General features: G+C 63.6%; 15 protein-coding genes. 7 read left to right on the top strand and 8 right to left on the bottom strand.

Annotated features, from left to right (window positions below; translation table 11 throughout):
* Positions 1-77: 77 nt before the first annotated feature.
* The 6 genes from NKH41_RS00855 to NKH41_RS00830 form a co-directional block, all read right to left on the bottom strand.
* On the bottom strand, positions 78-386 hold the full coding sequence (locus NKH41_RS00855; RefSeq protein WP_352469984.1) for a formate dehydrogenase subunit delta: 309 nt from the start codon (positions 384-386) through the stop codon (positions 78-80).
* Complete coding sequence (gene fdhD, locus NKH41_RS00850; RefSeq protein WP_352702418.1) at positions 376-1,206, bottom strand: formate dehydrogenase accessory sulfurtransferase FdhD; 831 nt, start codon at positions 1,204-1,206, stop codon at positions 376-378. The genes NKH41_RS00855 and fdhD overlap by 11 nt, the downstream gene beginning before the upstream one ends.
* 3 nt (positions 1,207-1,209) lie before the next feature.
* Positions 1,210-4,122, bottom strand: a complete 2,913-nt coding sequence (gene fdhF, locus NKH41_RS00845; protein WP_352769166.1) for a formate dehydrogenase subunit alpha — start codon at positions 4,120-4,122, stop codon at positions 1,210-1,212.
* A 12-nt stretch (positions 4,123-4,134) separates the two neighbouring features.
* The gene (locus NKH41_RS00840; protein WP_352769168.1) at positions 4,135-5,691 is read right to left on the bottom strand and encodes a formate dehydrogenase beta subunit; all 1,557 of its coding nucleotides are present in this window, start codon (positions 5,689-5,691) and stop codon (positions 4,135-4,137) included.
* A complete protein-coding gene (locus tag NKH41_RS00835) occupies positions 5,688-6,167 on the bottom strand; it encodes a formate dehydrogenase subunit gamma (RefSeq protein WP_352769171.1) in 480 nt (159 codons plus the stop codon). The genes NKH41_RS00840 and NKH41_RS00835 overlap by 4 nt, the downstream gene beginning before the upstream one ends.
* Positions 6,168-6,300: 133 nt before the next feature.
* Positions 6,301-7,200, bottom strand: coding sequence for a LysR family transcriptional regulator (locus tag NKH41_RS00830; RefSeq protein WP_352769255.1), 900 nt, complete (start codon positions 7,198-7,200; stop codon positions 6,301-6,303).
* Positions 7,201-7,388: 188 nt separating this feature from the next.
* Between NKH41_RS00830 and NKH41_RS00825 the strand changes: the two genes are divergently transcribed.
* Both NKH41_RS00825 and NKH41_RS00820 read left to right on the top strand, forming a co-directional pair.
* Complete coding sequence (locus NKH41_RS00825; RefSeq protein WP_352613837.1) at positions 7,389-8,030, top strand: DUF47 family protein; 642 nt, start codon at positions 7,389-7,391, stop codon at positions 8,028-8,030.
* A complete protein-coding gene (locus NKH41_RS00820; protein ID WP_352769173.1) occupies positions 8,030-9,037 on the top strand; it encodes an inorganic phosphate transporter in 1,008 nt (335 codons plus the stop codon). The genes NKH41_RS00825 and NKH41_RS00820 overlap by 1 nt, the downstream gene beginning before the upstream one ends.
* Before the next feature lie 41 nt (positions 9,038-9,078).
* Here the strand turns inward: NKH41_RS00820 and NKH41_RS00815 are convergent, their stop codons facing one another.
* A complete protein-coding gene (locus NKH41_RS00815; protein ID WP_352469991.1) occupies positions 9,079-9,456 on the bottom strand; it encodes a VOC family protein in 378 nt (125 codons plus the stop codon).
* Positions 9,457-9,650: 194 nt separating this feature from the next.
* On the opposite strand from NKH41_RS00815, the gene NKH41_RS00810 reads away from it, so the two are divergent.
* From NKH41_RS00810 to NKH41_RS00790, 5 genes are all read left to right on the top strand, one after another.
* Positions 9,651-10,835 (top strand): Mrp/NBP35 family ATP-binding protein, encoded by a 1,185-nt coding sequence (locus NKH41_RS00810; protein WP_352577477.1) that lies wholly within the window; start codon positions 9,651-9,653, stop codon positions 10,833-10,835.
* A gap of 237 nt (positions 10,836-11,072) precedes the next feature.
* Positions 11,073-12,878 carry an IlvD/Edd family dehydratase gene (locus tag NKH41_RS00805; RefSeq protein ID WP_352769176.1) on the top strand — a complete coding sequence of 602 codons (1,806 nt, stop codon included), beginning with the start codon at positions 11,073-11,075 and terminating at the stop codon, positions 12,876-12,878.
* A 318-nt stretch (positions 12,879-13,196) separates the two neighbouring features.
* Positions 13,197-14,030 carry a chromate resistance protein ChrB domain-containing protein gene (locus tag NKH41_RS00800; protein WP_352769258.1) on the top strand — a complete coding sequence of 278 codons (834 nt, stop codon included), beginning with the start codon at positions 13,197-13,199 and terminating at the stop codon, positions 14,028-14,030.
* The gene (gene chrA / locus NKH41_RS00795; protein WP_352681337.1) at positions 14,027-15,415 is read left to right on the top strand and encodes a chromate efflux transporter; all 1,389 of its coding nucleotides are present in this window, start codon (positions 14,027-14,029) and stop codon (positions 15,413-15,415) included. The genes NKH41_RS00800 and chrA overlap by 4 nt, the downstream gene beginning before the upstream one ends.
* Before the next feature lie 116 nt (positions 15,416-15,531).
* The gene (locus NKH41_RS00790) at positions 15,532-15,930 is read left to right on the top strand and encodes a hypothetical protein (RefSeq protein ID WP_352469996.1); all 399 of its coding nucleotides are present in this window, start codon (positions 15,532-15,534) and stop codon (positions 15,928-15,930) included.
* Between the two features lie 46 nt (positions 15,931-15,976).
* Here the strand turns inward: NKH41_RS00790 and NKH41_RS00785 are convergent, their stop codons facing one another.
* A complete protein-coding gene (locus NKH41_RS00785) occupies positions 15,977-17,206 on the bottom strand; it encodes an aromatic ring-hydroxylating oxygenase subunit alpha (RefSeq protein WP_352681335.1) in 1,230 nt (409 codons plus the stop codon).
* Positions 17,207-17,315 lie beyond the last annotated feature (109 nt).

Below are 17,315 nucleotides of genomic sequence, written 5' to 3'. Positions count from 1 at the left end.
TATCGCCGGATCATAGCAGAGGCGCGCGGCCTGCGGCAGATGAAACTTCAGAGAGTGTGAATGTGGGCCCGCGGCGCCTACTTCTGTGACGCGGCGGCAGTCTCGGTGTTCGCTCCGCCGACGCTAAAACCTGCGCCCTCCGGCGCGCCCGGCCGCTTGATGTGTGGCGCGGCCGCGACGACAAGCTCGTTGAACCCCTCGCCACCGCTGTCCAGCATCTCGAACAATTGCCGGCGCATCCTCGGCTCCCAGAATTTGTTGATGTGCTCGGCGACGCCGGCAATGCCTTGCTCGCGCGGCTTTGAGTGGAAAAAGGCGGCAATCTGGTTGGCCATGCGAACCAGCTTTTCGCTGGTGCTCATGAGGTGGCCCTCGTCATGCGACATGCTTGGCAACTCCGGAAACCACGCGGTCAGGATGGGTGAAAATATCGAAATCGTCGCCGCGCACCAGCGCCACCAGCGTCATGCCGGAATCGTTCGCGGTGCGGATGGCAAGTGCCGTCGGCGCCGAGACGGCAATGATGACGGCCGAGCCGATCGCCGCGGTCTTCTGCACCATCTCGACCGAAACGCGCGACGTGACGACGACGGCCCCCGACCTGCCGTCGATACCGGCTTTGGCCAGCGCGCCAGCCAGCTTGTCCAGTGCGTTATGGCGGCCGACATCCTCGCGCGCCATGACGATGCCCTTGCCGGGAAGGTAAAAACCGGCGGCGTGGACGGCACCGGTCTCGGCGTGCAGCGGCTGCAGCTTCGACAAAAGCTTGACCGAGCGGACGATGTCATTGGCCTGAAGTGTAAGTTGCGACGCACCGACCGGGTTTACCGAGCGCATCGCCTCCTCGATCGATTCGATGCCGCACAACCCGCAGCCGACCGGGCCGGCCAGGCGTCTGCGACGCGCTTCGAAGCGGGTGTTGGCCTGGTCCTTCAGCCGGATCTGGATATCGATGCCGGCGCCGTGATCCTCGACCTCGATCGCTTCGATTTCGTCCGGCGAGGCAATGATGCCTTCGGTCAGCGAGAAGCCGAGCGCGAAATCCTCGAAATCAGCCGGGCTTGCCATCATCACCGCATGCGTGGTGCCGGCAAAGGAGAACGCCACCGGCGTCTCTTCCGGCACCATGCGGTTGGCGGCCGCAGTGCCGCCGGCGCGGCGCGCGAGGCGCGAGATCTGCGCAATGGCTTTGCGGCGCGCGGTCAAGGACTACTCCGCCGCTTCCAACTTCGCGATGCGGCGGCTTTGCTTTGCCTGCTCGTCATAGTCGCGCTGCCATTCCGACGGGCCGTTGGATGCACCCACCTGCACCGCGGTCACCTTGTATTCCGGGCAGTTGGTCGCCCAGTCGGAGAAGTCGGTGGTGATGACGTTAGCCTGGGTGTCGGGATGGTGGAAGGTCGTATAGACGACGCCCGGCGACACCCGCTCGGTGATCAGCGCGCGCAGCGTCGTCTCGCCGGAGCGGCTGGTCAGCCGCACCCAGTCGCCGTCGCGCAGGCCGCGATTTTCGGCATCGTGCGGATGGATCTCCAGCCGGTCCTCGCTATGCCAGACCACATTGTCGGTGCGCCGGGTCTGCGCGCCGACATTGTATTGCGACAGGATGCGGCCGGTGGTCAGCAGCAGCGGGAAGCGCGGTCCGGTCCTTTCGTCGGTCGCGACATATTCGGTGCGGATGAACTTGCCCTTGCCGCGCACGAAGCCGCCGATATGCATGATCGGCGTGCCTTCCGGCGACTTCTCGTTGCAGGGCCACTGCACCGAGCCCACCCGGTCGAGAAGGTCGAAGGAAACGCCGGCGAAACTTGGGGTTGTCTTGGCGATCTCGTCCATGATCTGGGACGGATGCGTGTAGTTCCAGCCGAGGCCGAGCGCCTTGGCGAGCTCCTGCGTCGCTTCCCAGTCGGCATAGCCGCATTTCGGCTCCATTACCTTGCGCACCATGTTGATGCGGCGCTCGGCGTTGGTGAAGGTGCCGTCCTTCTCGAGGAACGTCGAGCCGGGCAGGAACACATGCGCGTAGTTGGCCGTCTCGTTGAGGAAGAGGTCGTGCACGACGACGCATTCCATCGCGGCGAGACCGGCGGCGACATGCTTGGTGTCGGGGTCCGACTGCAGGATGTCCTCGCCCTGCACATAGAGCCCCTTGAACGAGCCGTCGACGGCCGCATCCAGCATATTGGGGATGCGCAGGCCGGGCTCGTCGTCGAGCTTGACGCCCCACAGGCTCTCATAGATGGCGCGCACCGCGTCGCCTGAAATGTGGCGATAGCCGGGAAGCTCGTGCGGGAACGAGCCCATGTCGCAAGAGCCCTGCACATTGTTCTGGCCGCGCAGCGGGTTCACGCCGACGCCCGGCCGGCCGATATTGCCGGTCGCCATGGCGAGGTTGGCAATGGCGATGACGGTGGTCGAGCCCTGGCTGTGCTCGGTCACGCCGAGGCCGTAATAGATCGCGCCGTTACCGCCGCGGGCGTAGAGCCGCGCCGCGCCGCGTATGTCGTCGGGATCGACATTTGCAAGCTGGCCGACCACTTCCGGGCTGTTTTCCGGCAGCGCCACGAACGATGCCCAGTCCTGGAACTCGTCCCAGTCGCAGCGCTCGCGGATGAAGGCCTCGTCGAACAGGCCCTCGGTGACGATGACATGGGCAAGTGCGGTCAGCATGGCGACGTTGGTGCCCGGCTTCAGCGGCAGATGGAACTGCGCCTCGACGTGGGCCGAGCGCACGATGTCGGTGCGGCGCGGATCGAGCACGATCAGCTTGGCGCCCTCGCGCATGCGCTTCTTCATGCGCGAGGCGAACACCGGATGCGCATCGGTCGGATTGGCGCCGATCAGCAGGATCACGTCCGTCTGCTCGATCGAATCGAAGTCCTGCGTGCCGGCGGAGGTGCCGAAGGTCTGGCCGAGGCCATAGCCGGTCGGCGAATGGCAGACACGGGCGCAGGTATCGACATTGTTGTTGCGGAAGCCCTGCCGGACCAGCTTCTGGACGAGGTAGGTCTCCTCGTTGGTGCAGCGCGACGAGGTGATGCCGCCGATCGAGGTGCGGCCGTACTGGTACTGGATGCGGCGGAATTCGTTGGCGGTATGGATGAGCGCCTCTTCCCACGACACTTCGCGCCACGGATCGCTGACCTTCTCGCGGATCATTGGCTTCAGGATCCGGTCCTTGTGCGTCGCATAGCCATAGGCGAAGCGGCCCTTGACGCAGGAGTGGCCGTGGTTGGCCTTGCCTGCCTTGTAGGGCATCATGCGGATGACCTCGTCGCCCTTGACCTCGGCCTTGAACGAGCAGCCGACGCCGCAATAGGCGCAGGTGGTGACGGTCGAGCGCTCGGGTAGGCCTTTCGCCAGCACGGTCTTTTCCCTCAGCGCATCGGTCGGGCAGGCCTGCACGCAGGCCCCGCACGACACGCATTCGGAATCGACGAACGCCTCGTGCATGCCGGCCGAGACCCTGGATTCGAAGCCGCGGCCCTCGATGGTCAGCGCGAACGTGCCCTGCACCTCCTCGCAGGCGCGCACGCAGCGCGAGCAGACGATGCACTGCGTCGGATCATAGGTGAAATACGGGTTCGATTCGTCGCGGGCGATGTAATCGATGGTCAGCGAGCCATGGCCGGGCGCCACGCCGTTTTCCTGCTTCACGTGGTTGCGGCCGTCCACGCCATAGCGGTTCTCGGTCAGGCCGACCGTCGTGACGACCTTGTCGAACTCGCTGGCGCCGGTGCCAGCCTTCTCGCCCCACGCCGCCGGGTGGTCGGAGACGTAGAGTTCCATCACGCCGCGGCGAATGGCGTTCAGCCGATCGGTCTGCGTATGCACGACCATGCCTTCGCCGACCGGCGTAGTGCATGAAGCCGGCGTGCCGCCGCGCCCGTCGATCTCGACGAGGCAGACCCGGCAGGAGCCGAACGAGTCCAGCATGTCGGTGGCGCACAGTTTCGGGATTTCGACGCCCGCTTCCATCGAAGCGCGCATGATCGAGGTCCCCGCCGGTACCGTTATCGACTTGCCGTCGACCGTCAGCGTCACTTGCTGCTCGGCTTCAGAGGCAGGTGTGCCGTAGTCGATTTCCTGGACCAGCGATTTGATGTCGAATGCCGCGTTCATGGCTGTCCGCTCCTATTCCGCTGCTTCGGCGACCGGCGTCGGCCGAAAGTCGTCCGGGAAATGGTTGAGTGCACTCATCACTGGATATGGGGTGAAGCCGCCGAGAGCGCAAAGCGAGCCGAACTTCATTGTGTTGCAAAGGTCGGTGACCAGCGCGATCTGCTTTTCCGGTTCGACGTTCTGGGCGAGCCTGTCCAGCACCTCGACACCGCGCGTCGAGCCGATGCGGCACGGCGTGCACTTGCCGCAGCTCTCGATGGCGCAGAATTCCATGGCAAAGCGTGCCTGCTTCAGCATGTCGGCGCTGTCGTCGAAAACGACGATGCCGGCATGGCCGATCAGCCCGTCCTTGGCGGCAAACGCTTCGTAGTCGAACGGCGTGTCGAACAGCGCGCGCGGGAAATAGGCGCCGAGCGGGCCACCCACCTGCACCGCTTTGACCGGGCGTCCCGTCGCCGTGCCGCCGCCGATATCGTCGACGATCTCGCCCAGCGTCATGCCGAACGCCGCTTCGTAGAGACCGGGATACTTGACGTTGCCGGCAATCTGGATCGGGATGGTGCCGCGTGAACGGCCCATGCCGAAATCCTTGTAGAAGGCAGCGCCCTTGTCCATGATCACCGGCACCGAGGCCAGCGAGATGACGTTGTTGATCACTGTCGGCTTGTCGAACAGGCCCTTGTGCGCCGGCAGCGGCGGCTTGGCCCGCACCTGCCCGCGCTTGCCTTCGAGGCTGTCGAGCAGCGCGGTCTCCTCGCCGCAGACATAGGCGCCGGCGCCGACCCGCACTTCCATGTCGAATGAGTTGGCCGAGCCGAGCACATTGACGCCGAGCACGCCGGCCTTGCGGGCGATCTCGACGGCCTTCTGCATCACCGCCACCGCATGCGGATATTCGGAGCGGATATAGATGAAGCCCTTGGTCGCGCCGGCGGCGATGCCGGCGATCGCCATGCCTTCGATCAGCACGAACGGGTCGCCTTCCATGATCATGCGGTCGGCGAACGTGCCGGAATCGCCTTCGTCGGCATTGCAGACGATGTATTTGCGGTCGGCCGACGTATCGAGCACCGTCTTCCACTTGATGCCGGTCGGGAAGCCGGCGCCGCCACGACCGCGCAGCCCGGACTCGGTCACCTGTTTGACGATGTCGGCGGGCGTTATCGCCACTGCATTCTGCAGGCCTTTCAACCCGCCATGCGCCTTGTAGTGATCGAGCGACAGTGGATCGGTGACGCCGCAGCGCGCAAAGGTCAGCCGCGTCTGTCTGGCCAGGAACGGGATCTTGTCCGGCGCACCCAGCCAGCGCTTGTGGTGGCCGCCGGTGAGGAAGCCGCAGTCGAACAAGCTTTTGACGTCGGAGGGCTTCACCGGCCCATAGGCGACGCGGCCATTAGCTGTCGCCACTTCGACCATCGGCTCGAGGAAATAGGCACCGCGCGAGCCGTTGCGCACGATCTTGGCCTCGATGCCGCGCTCGGCCAGTTCCGCCCGAATCGCCTTGGCGACCTTTTCCGCGCCGAGCGCCAGCGCGCCGGAATCGCCGGGAATATAGATACGCGGGATCATGAGCGCACCTCGGCAACGATCTCGTTGAGCTTTTCGTCGTCGAGCCGCCCGATCACCTCCCCGTCCAGCATTGCCGACGGCGAGCAGGCGCAAAGGCCGAGGCAATAGACCGGCTCCAGTGTCACCGAACCGTCGCGGGTTGTCTCGTGGAAACCGATGCCCAGCAATGATTTGAGCTTGGCGGCAATCGCATCCGAGCCCATCGACTGGCAGGCTTCCGCCTGGCAGAGCTTCAGCACATGGCGGCCGGCGGGCTGGCTGCGGTAATCGTGATAGAAGGTGACGACGCCATGAACCTCGGCCCTGGAGATGTTCAGCGCCTCGGCGATGATCGGCAGTGCGTCCTGCGGCACATAGCCGAACTCTTCCTGTATGCCGTGCAGGATCGGCAACAGCGGGCCTTCGAGGCCTTTCAGCTCGTGGATGATCGCCGCGGTGCGCGATGCGATCTCGGTACTTGCAGGCTGCATCGTCATGCAGCGCCCTCCCTGGTCGTGGCGGTCTTCCGCTAAGTGCTTAGGAAATCAGAGGAAACCCGCTAAATCAATAAAGCCGATCCGTTGCTCGATAGAAATCTTCTATCGATCGCGTTCACCAGCATTGTCTATCCTAACGGCGGCCGTGGAAATCGTCAGCCAGCGCCATTGCCTCGTCCAACAGCGCCGAGACCAGCGGCGTGTGCGGTTCGCGCCGCGCCGCCACCAGCCCGACCGTGTGGCTGGCATCCGGCTCGACGATCGGGATCGCCCGGATCGGCTCGGAAAAACCGAAGGTTTCCGAGAGGTTAAGCGGCATGATCGACGACCATTTGCCGGTGCGGATATGCGAAAACAGCACGATCATCGAGTTGGATTCCAGTGTCGGCCGCACCTGCACGCCGGCTTCGGCCAGATGCTGGTCGATGATTCGGCGGTTCTGCATGTCCGGCGTCAGCAGGCAGAGCGGCAGCTGGCTGAGCTCCGCCCATGTCACTTTGTCGCGGTCGAAATAGGGGTTCCCGACGGCGGTGATCAGCTGGTAGCGCTCGTCGTAGAGCGGCACGCTGGTGACGCGTCCGAGCGGCTCGTTGTCGAGATAGGTGACGCCGGCGTCGATGTCGAAATTGCCGAGCAGCGACAGCACCTCGATCGAGGTCCGCGACAGCACCGAGAAGGTGACGCCGGGATGCTTTGCCCGAAACGGCGTCGTCAGTCGCGCCACCATGGCCAGCGCCGTCGGGATCGCGGCGATGCGGATGCGCCCCGACAGGCCGTGGCGTGCCGCCCGCATCTCCTCGCGCATGGTCCTGCTGTCGCCGACGATGCGGCGCGCCCACACCAACACCTGCTTGCCTTCCGGCGTCAATCCCTGGAAGCGCGAGCCGCGCAGCACCAGCATCACGCCGAGTTGGCCTTCCAGCTGCTTGATGCCGGCCGAAAGCGTCGGTTGGGTGACGCCGCACACCTCCGCCGCCCGGCCGAAATGTTCTTCCCTGGCAAGTGCTATGAAGAATTCCAGCTTGTCGATCATGCCGTCGGAGCCTGTCATGGACGCTGTGTCCGATCGCGCAAGGTCGGGGAAATCGCCTTCGGCCGCAAGCCGCCTGTGTAAATCGTCCGCATCCACATCTTTCAGCCGGCTTACTGTTTCCCGCGATGGAATGCGGCGCTATGTGGATGAGACGGGGTCGTGGACTGGACACGACGGGAGTACCGAACATGCTGGGCTGGTTCCGCAAGCTTTTGCCGCGCGAAGATCGCTTCTTCGACCTGTTCGAGCGGCATTCCCGCACCGTGGTCGGTGGCGCCGAGGCACTGCAGCAGCTTTTGCAGGGCAACGACATCGACCGCTGGTGTCAGACGATCATCGATCTCGAGAACGAAGCCGATCAGATCACCGCGGAAGTGCTGCTGGCCGTGCGCCGCTCCTTCATCACGCCCTTCGACCGCGGCGACATCAAGGACCTGATCCAGTCGATGGATGATGCCATCGATATGATGCACAAAACCGTCAAGACGGTAAGGCTGTTCGAGAAGAAGGAATTCGACCCGCTGATGCAGGAAATGGGAGGTGTCATCGTCGAGGCCGCCAAGTTGGTGGCCGAGGCGATCCCGCTGCTCGGCAAGGTCGGGGCGCATACGGTGCGCCTCAACGCCATCGCCGAGGAGGTCATGCGCGCCGAAGGCCGGGCCGACGACCTGCACGAGCAGGGCCTGAAGGACCTGTTCAAGCGGCACGGCCGCAGCGATCCGATGGCCTATCTGATCGGCAGCGAGATTTACGGCCAGCTGGAAAAGGTGGTCGATCGCTTCGAGGACGTCGCCAACGAAATCAGCGGCATCGTCATCGAGAACGTATAGTGTCAGAAGCCGCAATAGCCTTTCCCGTGCTGGTCGGCCTTGTCGTCGTCGCGCTGTTCTTCGATTTCCTCAACGGCCTGCACGATGCCGCCAACTCCATCGCCACCATCGTCTCCACCCGGGTGCTGCGGCCGCATTATGCGGTGTTCTGGGCGGCCTTCTTCAATTTCATCGCCTTCATGTTCTTCGGTCTTCACGTAGCGGAGACGCTCGGAACCGGCATCATCGACGCCAGCATCGTCACGCCGGCAGTAATCTTCGCAGCACTTGTCGGCGCCATCGTCTGGAATGTCGTCACCTGGCTCGTCGGAATCCCGTCCAGCAGCTCGCACGCTCTGATTGGCGGTTTGGTCGGCGCCGGCGTTGCCAAGGCAGGCACCGGTGCCATCGTCTGGGCCGGGTTGGGCAAGACGACGGCGGCCATCGTGCTGTCGCCGGCGGCAGGCCTTCTGCTGGCGCTTGTCTTGATCCTCGCGGTCTCGTGGCTGTTCGTGCGGCAGACGCCGTTCGCCGTCGACAGCACCTTCCGCGTCATGCAGTTCTTTTCCGCCTCGCTCTATTCGCTCGGCCATGGCGGCAACGACGCGCAGAAGACCATGGGCATCATCGCCGTGCTGCTCTATTCGCAAGGCATGCTCGGCGCGAATTTTTACGTGCCGCTGTGGGTCGTCATCACCTGTCAGTCGGCGCTGGCGCTGGGCACGTTGCTCGGCGGCTGGCGCATCGTCCACACCATGGGCTCGAAGATCACCCGGCTGAACCCGATGCAGGGTTTCTGCGCCGAGACCGGCGGAGCGATCACCCTGTTCGCCGCCACCTGGCTCGGTATTCCTGTATCGACCACGCACACGATCACCGGCGCTATCATCGGCGTCGGCGCCGCCCGCCGCGTCTCCGCCGTTCGCTGGGGCATTGCCGGCAACATCGTGGTGGCATGGATCGTCACCTTGCCGGCAACCGCGGCGATCGCGGCTCTCACCTACTTCGCGGTCGGTCTGGCAAGGTGATGTGAGCATCATGGCGCCTGGAGCCGCCTCCGGCGCGGCGACTACCGGTCCACAAGATTCAGGATGTTGCCGTCCGGATCCCTGAACCATGCGACCTTCATGCCGTGACCGACATGGATGTCACCCTCAAGCGTCAGCCCGGGCATGTCGTAATGCTCGAAGGTCACGCCCTTCGATTTCAATGCCTCAACGATCTTGCCGAGTTCGTCGCCGACCGTCCATGTCACAGCCGTCGCCTTGTTGGTCCCAGCGAAGTTCGAACGGTAGACGTTGATGCTGGTGTCGCCGCTTTTATAGACGATCAGTTCGCCACCTTCATTGTGCACCTCTTTCAGGCCAAGGACCCCTTCGTAGAATGCCCTGGCCTTGGCCAGGTCCTTCACGGCGAGATTGGCCGTCGCGTTGCTGTTTGCGAGCATGATTCGTCTCCTTCCCTGGCTGTCATTCCATGCTCATGAAATAGGCTGCGTTGACGATTTGGCGACGGCTGCTCCCACTGGAAATGCCGTCATATGCTCGCTGCCTCCCCGATACGCCGCTGCAATTGGTGGTCCATCGCTTGGTTCTGTTCCGGAACTGCATTATCTGGAGCGGAAAAGTAGAGGAAAAACTCATGCCCGCCGCCAATGAAAACGTGACCAAGGAAATCGTTATCGAGCGCCTGAAGACGGTCAATGGGCCGGATTTCACCGGCAATATCGTCGACCTCGGCCTGGTTTCCGAGATTTTCATTGCCGATGCCAAGGTGTTCTTTTCGATCACCGTTCCCGCTGCCCGTGCCCAGGAGATGGAACCGCTGCGTGCGGCGGCCGAACGTGTCGTCAAGGCGATCCCCGGTGTTGCCGGCGCCGTGGTCGCGTTGACGGCGGAAAAGAAGGGCGGCGGCATGGAGGCGCCGGTTCCGCAAAGACCGGCTCAGAGGCCCGCTCCGCCGGCCGCACCTGCGCGTCCCGCGCCGCAGGCGCCCGCCTCGCACAGCCAGGGCAAGCGCGGCGTACCCGGCATCGAAGCGATCATCGCCGTCGCTTCCGGCAAGGGCGGCGTCGGCAAGTCGACCACCGCCGTCAATATCGCCCTTGGGCTTGCCGCCAACGGGCTGCGGGTCGGGGTGCTCGATGCCGACATTTATGGCCCTTCCATGCCGCGTCTGCTCAACATTCGTGGCAGGCCGCAGACCGTCGACGGCAAGATCCTGAAGCCGATGCAGAATTATGGCCTCAAGGTCATGTCGATGGGCTTCCTCGTCGATGAGGAGACGCCGATGATCTGGCGCGGGCCGATGGTGATGTCGGCATTGACGCAGATGCTGCGCGAGGTCGAATGGGGACCGCTTGATGTGCTCGTCGTCGACATGCCGCCCGGCACCGGCGACGCCCAGCTGACCATGGCCCAACAGGTGCCGCTGGCCGGCGCCGTCATCGTCTCGACGCCACAGGACCTGGCCCTGATCGATGCGCGCAAAGGCCTCAACATGTTCAGAAAGGTCGACGTGCCGCTATTGGGTATCGTCGAAAACATGAGCTATTTTCTCGCCCCCGATACGGGAAAACGCTACGACATCTTCGGCCATGGCGGCGCCCGCCGCGAGGCCGAGCGTCTCGGCGTCACCTTCCTTGGCGAAGTGCCGCTCGAGATGGGCATCCGCGAAAGCTCCGATGCCGGCACGCCGGTGGTGGTCTCCAAGCCGGATGGCGCTGAGGCGAAAATCTATCGCGACATCGCGGCCAAGGTCTGGGACCGCGTCAATGAAGAGCGCGGCGCGGCCGAGGCTGCAGTGCCGAGCATCGTGTTCGAGTGATGCGGATGTGCCTCCCCAAGTGGGCCCCTTGAGGGGGAGGGTGGCCGGAAGGGTCAGGTAGGGTCCGCGGCGACGCGCTCCAACTCTCCGGGATAGCGGGCTGACAAACCACGATCCCGTCTGGCGCGGAGGCAGATGTATGTCTTTCGTACCAAAGAGCGGATTCGGATGGCGCGTGCCCCTTGCCTGCTCCCGCGCGTTGTCATATCGATTTGTCATACAAATACGGAGACCACGATGGCAGGCGCCCCCACCCACAAGAAAAAATTTCGCTCGCAGGAGTGGTTCGACAATCCCGACAATCCGGGCATGACGGCACTCTATCTGGAGCGCTACCTGAATTACGGGCTGACGCGGGCCGAACTGATGTCCGGCAAGCCGCTGATCGGCATCGCCCAGACCGGCTCGGACCTGTCGCCCTGCAACCGCCATCACATCGAACTGGCCAAGCGCGTGCGCGAAGGCATCGTCTCGATGGGTGGCATCCCTTTCGAGTTCCCTTGCCACCCGATCCAGGAGACCGGCAAGCGGCCCACTGCTGCACTTGACCGCAACCTTGCCTATCTCAGCCTGGTAGAGGTGCTCTACGGCTATCCGCTCGACGGCGTGGTCCTCACCATCGGCTGCGACAAGACGACGCCGGCCATGCTGATGGCCGCGGCCACCGTCAACATTCCGGCTATCGCGCTTTCGGTCGGCCCGATGCTCAACGGCTGGCACAAGGGCAAGCGCACCGGCTCCGGCACCATCGTCTGGGAATCGCGCCAGCGCCTGTCGGCCGGCGAGATTGGCTATGACGAGTTCATGGATATCGTTGCCTCCTCGGCGCCGTCGACCGGCTATTGCAACACGATGGGTACCGCCACCACGATGAATTCGCTGGCCGAGGCGCTCGGCATGCAATTGCCGGGCTCGGCCGCTATCCCCGCCCCCTATCGCGAGCGCGGCCAGATCGCCTACGAGACCGGAAAGCGCATCGTCGACATGGTGCATGAGGATCTGAAGCCCTCCGACATCATGACCCGTAAGGCCTTCGAGAACGCCATCGTCGTCAACTCGGCGATCGGCGGCTCGACCAATGCGCCGATCCACCTCAATGCCATCGCCCGCCATCTCGGCGTGCCGCTCGACAATGACGATTGGCAGAAGGTCGGCCTCAACATACCGCTCATCGTCAATCTGCAGCCGACGGGCGAATATCTCGGCGAGGACTATCACCATGCCGGCGGCGTGCCGGCCGTGGTCGCCGAACTGATGAAGGGCGGCCTGCTGCCCTATCCGGAAGCCATGACAGCTAACGGCAAGACCATCGGCGACAATTGCAGGGGCGCCGTCAACGAGAACCTCGACGTCATCCGCACGGTTGCCGAGCCGCTGAAAGCCAATGCCGGCTTCATCAATCTCAAGGGCAATCTGTTCGATTCGGCGATCATGAAGACCAGCGGCATCTCGCCCGAGTTCCGCGAGCGCTATCTGTCGAACCCGAAGGACCCCGAAGCCTTCGAGGGCAACGCCATGGTGTTCGACGGGCCCGAGGATTACCACGCCCGCATCGACGATCCGGCACAAGGCATCGACGAGCACACCATCCTGTTCATGCGCGGCGCCGGCCCGATCGGCTATCCGGGCGGCGCCGAAGTCGTCAACATGCAGCCGCCGGCCTATCTGATCAAAAAGGGCATCCACGCGCTGGCCTGTATCGGCGACGGCCGCCAGTCGGGCACGTCGGGTTCGCCCTCGATCCTCAACGCCTCGCCGGAAGCCGCCATCGGCGGCGGGCTGGCGCTGCTGAAGACCGGTGACCGCGTCCGCGTCGATCTGCGCAAGGGCACCGCCGACATCCTCGTCAGCGACGACGAGATCACGCGGCGGCGCACCGAGCTGCAGAACAATGGCGGCTATCAGTATCCGAAGCACCAGACGCCCTGGCAGGAAATCCAGCGCGGCATGGTCGACCAGTTTTCCGAAGGCATGGTGCTGAAGCCGGCGGTGAAATACCAGGATGTGGCTCATACAAGCGGCGTGCCGAGGGACAATCACTGACCAGGGTCCGTCGCACGAGCCAGCCGCCGGTGCAGGCAATTTGCCGAGGTCAGCGCCAGGAGGGGTAGGGGTGGGGGTACATCGTAGAGCGAAAGCCTCGGCTTTCCACCTGCGATAGCCTGCCGATAATGGGCAGAAATGCCCGGCACAGGGTTGGACGCGGTCATTTGTCAACAGCGATTGCTCCCGCGAGAACGGCAATGCTTGACAAGCGAGCGCGACAAATCCACGATCATCGCAAGGGGTGCATCGCGACGACCCCGTGAGGCGTCAGCCCAATGTTCGCGTCCAAGCTTCTCTTTCCAGGAGGTGGACGCCATGCCGTCGACAACAACCATCACCGCACCGCAACTATCCCGTCTGATTGGTCTGCCGGGTGCACCCGCGATCATCGATGTCCGCATCGACGATGACTACAACGCCGACCCGCGCCTGCTGCCGGCGTCGGATCGGCGTGATTTCAGGACTGTCTCGAACTGGGCTGCCGACTTCGCCGGCTGGCAAGTGACAGTCGTCTGCCAACAGGGAAAAAAGCTCTCGCAAGGCGTGGCCGCATGGCTGCGCCACGAGGGCATTGCCGCCGAATCGCTCGACGGCGGGTTTGAAGACTGGCGCGATGCCAAGGGGCTTCTCGTTGACGCCCGCAAGATACCGCCCCGCGATGCCAAGGGCCGCACCGTTTGGGTGACGCGTACGCGCCCGAAGGTCGACCGCATCGCCTGCCCCTGGCTGATTCGGCGCTTCATCGATCCTCACGCGGTCTTTCTCTTCGTCGAGCCGGCCGAAGTGTCGGCCGTCGCCGATCGCTTTCAGGCCGTGCCTTTCGACATTGAGAACGTGTTCTGGAGCCACCGCGGCGAACGCTGCACCTTCGACACCATGATCGAGGAGTTCGGGCTTAAATCCGAAGCACTCGATCGCTTGGCCACGATCATACGCGCCGCCGATACTGCGAGCCTCGATCTTGTTCCACAGGCGGCCGGGTTCCTGGCCGCCTCGCTTGGCCTGTCACGGATGTTTCGCAACGATCTGGAGCAGCTCGAGGCCGGCATGCTGCTCTATGATATGTTCTTCCGCTGGTGCCGCGATGCCACCGAGGAGACGCATAACTGGCCGGCCGCCGGCGCAGTCAGCGCGGGCAAACCATCGTGAGCGCCGTCCTATCGAAAAAGCCGGCGGAGATTCAGGAGCCCGCTGTGCCGAGCTTCCGGCAGGCCGTGAAGGTCTGGGCGAAAATCGGCGTGCTCAGCTTTGGCGGCCCGGCCGGGCAGATCGCGCTCATGCACAAGGAACTGGTCGAGGAACGGCGCTGGATCGGCGAACAGCGCTTCCTGCATGCGTTGAACTACTGCATGTTGCTGCCTGGCCCCGAGGCCCAGCAGCTCGCCATCTATATCGGCTGGTTGCTGCACAAAACGGCCGGCGGCCTTGTTGCCGGCATTCTCTTCGTCGTGCCGGGCGCGCTTGTCATGCTCGTCCTGAGCAGCCTCTATGCGCTCTATGGCGATGTACCACTCGTCGCGGCGCTGTTTTTCGGGGTCAAGGCGACCGTGCTCGCCATTGTCATCGAGGCGGTGATCCGGATCGGCAGACGCGCGCTGAAAAACCCGATCATGGTGTCGATCGCACTCGCTGCCTTCATCGCCATCTACGCGTTGAACGTGCCGTTTCCGCTGATCGTCCTGCTTGCCGGCCTGACAGGCTGGATCGGCAACCGTAGTGCGCCGGCATTTTTTTCAGCCGCATCGCAGGGCAAGGGCGATGTTCCCGACATCAAGGGCGCGGTGGATCTGATGTTCGAGCGCGGTGAACTGACCCACGTCAGGCCGACGCGATGGCACGCGCCGCGCACTTTGGCGATCTGGCTGCCGATCTGGCTGGGGCCTGTTCTGCTGGTCTGGGCTTTCACCGGCCCTGCCAGCGTCTGGACGCAAATCGGTGGCTTCTTCAGTGTCATGGCGGTCGTCACCTTCGGCGGCGCCTACGCAGCCCTTGCCTATGTCGCGCAGGCAGCGGTCGAGTACTTCGGCTGGCTGGCACCCGGTGAAATGGTCGACGGCCTTGGACTTGCCGAAACCACGCCGGGTCCGCTCATCCTGGTCTTGCAGTTCGTCGGCTTCGTTGCCGCGTTCCGCCAGCCGGGCTTGCTGGCGCCGCTGGTTGCCGGACTGTTTGGCGGGCTGTTCACGCTGTGGGCGACGTTTACCCCATGTTTCCTATGGATATTCCTTGGCGCGCCTTACATCGAAGCGCTGCGCGGTAACAAGGCGCTGTCGGCGGCGCTCGGTGCGATCACCGCCGCCGTCGTCGGCGTCATCATGAATCTCGCTCTATGGTTCGGCTTGCACGTCATCTTCGGCGAAGTGCGCAATGTCGGGCTTGGAATGGACGTGCCGGTGCTTTCATCGATAGACTGGCGCGCGGCGCTGCTTTCCTGTGCCTCGATGATCGCCATTCTGAAGCTGAAGATCGGTATCCTGCCGACGCTTGCCGGATCGGCGCTGGCCGGTGTCTTGTTGCTGGCGGTAAGTAGCTGATGCCTGCAAGGACTTGAAGCGCATCGCCTGAATCTACTTAAACGCGACGCTTGGATGCCGCTGCCTTTGTATTCCGCTTGTGAACCACCTAACTGGTTGGGAACGGTTGGACCATTATGGCGCAACGGCGTTCTTCCCTCGGCTTCCTTGGAATGTTCGGTCGCTCGGGCGACTTGAGGCAGCTCGACGATGCATTGCGCGGCGCCGATCTGCATCCCGCCCTTGTGCCGGAGGGGGTAAAACTCACGATCGTCAATCTGATGAAGGATCACTGGCCCGACGAGCCGCCGCCGGGCATCTATGCGTCGGTGGCACAATTGTGCAGCTATTGCATCGCGGGTCCCGAAACCTTCGAGCAAGCCAATGGCCATCAACGGACGCTGGAAGCCGAGCGCCGCATCGAGGCGGCACTTGAGGCCGGCGACAGCTTCGACGCACAGATCGTGCTGATGACGCTGCATGCCAAGCTGATCAACGCCGAAGTCGTCGACCGATACGGGCTCAGCGCGGAATGACGCGACAGGCAAGATCTGCCGGATCCCCCCGCGGCAGCCGAGTCGATCAAGCCCGGCTGATCTCCTCAAGATACCAGCCGATGTAGCGCAGTTCGTTGTATTCCATCGGCGCGATCGGCCCCGGCACGAAATAGTGCGAGCGCACGCCACGCGCTGTGTGCTCGATGATCTTCTTGTCCTCTTGGGTGGTGACCTTCCACAGCCAGGTCAGCTTCTCCAGATCGTAGTCCTGGCCCTCGACCGCGTCGCCGCGCACCAGCCAGATCAGCTCCATCTCGCAGGTGCCCGCGGTTTTCGGGATGAAGCGGTAGATCATGCCGTGATCGGGATAGCACACGAGGAAGGTCGTGCCGCCGAGATGGATGGAGGTGACGCCACCGTCATAGTCGGTGAAGCGGCCCATCAGCGGGGCCACCGGCGAGCCATCCTGGCTGCCGCTCGAAACGCCATCATAGAGCGCATAGCGGAAGGTATGGATTGCTTCCTGACCGGCCGCCGAGTTCTGCCAGCGGTTGGCGCTGCCGATCTCGATGCCAAGCGCGCAGGTGCGCTGCTCCATCGCCGCGTTGAGCTGCTCGATCATCTCGGCCGGCTTTTCCAGCGCATGCGTCTGCGAATATTCCGGATGCGCCGGCCCGCAATGGTAGCATTCGACATAGTTCTCGACGGCGAGCTTCCAGTTGGCGTCGAGCGGATAGGACTGGCGATACGCCACCTTGGCGTCGCCCCAGCCATACTGGCCGCAGCTTGTGCGCAGCGACTGTTCGATTGGATCGAAATCGAGCGGCGTCTCCGCGAAGGAAATGAAAACCAGCCCGGAGGCAACGCGGACATGAAGCTTCTTCAGCCCGTGCGCCGTGCGGTCGAAATCCTTCGGCATCAGGCGGGCAGCGCGCAACGACCCGTCATTGGAATAGGTCCAGGCGTGGTAGGGACACACGAACATCTTCGCGTTGCCCTTCTCCTTGGTGCAGACCTCGGCGCCGCGGTGGCGGCAGACATTGAGCATGGCATGCACGGTGCCATCCATGCCGCGCGTCAGGATGACCGCCTCATCGCCCAGTTTGAACAGCTCGAAATCGCCGGGGTTCGGGATAACGCTGGCATGGGCCAGGCAATGCCAGTGGCGGCGAAAGACACGTTCCATGTCACGCTCGAAGATCGCCGGGTCATGATAGAAGGCACGCACCAGGCCGTGGCCGGGCCGGTGAGACGCCACCAGCCGATCGATCGCGTCGCCGTCGGTGTGGGCTTGCAGGATAGGATGCGCAGTCATTTGTCGTTCTGCCCGATGGTTGGTCCTGGGGCAATTCCAGGAAAACTGTGAAGCGGTTTTCCGTCCGGAATTGGCTCTGGGTGGTGGCTGTATGGCTGCACGAACTCGT

The sequence above is a fragment of the Mesorhizobium sp. M1169 genome, from assembly GCF_040318345.1.
In the GTDB taxonomy this organism is placed as follows: domain Bacteria; phylum Pseudomonadota; class Alphaproteobacteria; order Rhizobiales; family Rhizobiaceae; genus Mesorhizobium.
Note: the sequence above shows the minus strand (reverse complement) of the source record. Positions and strands in the feature narration are given on the sequence as shown.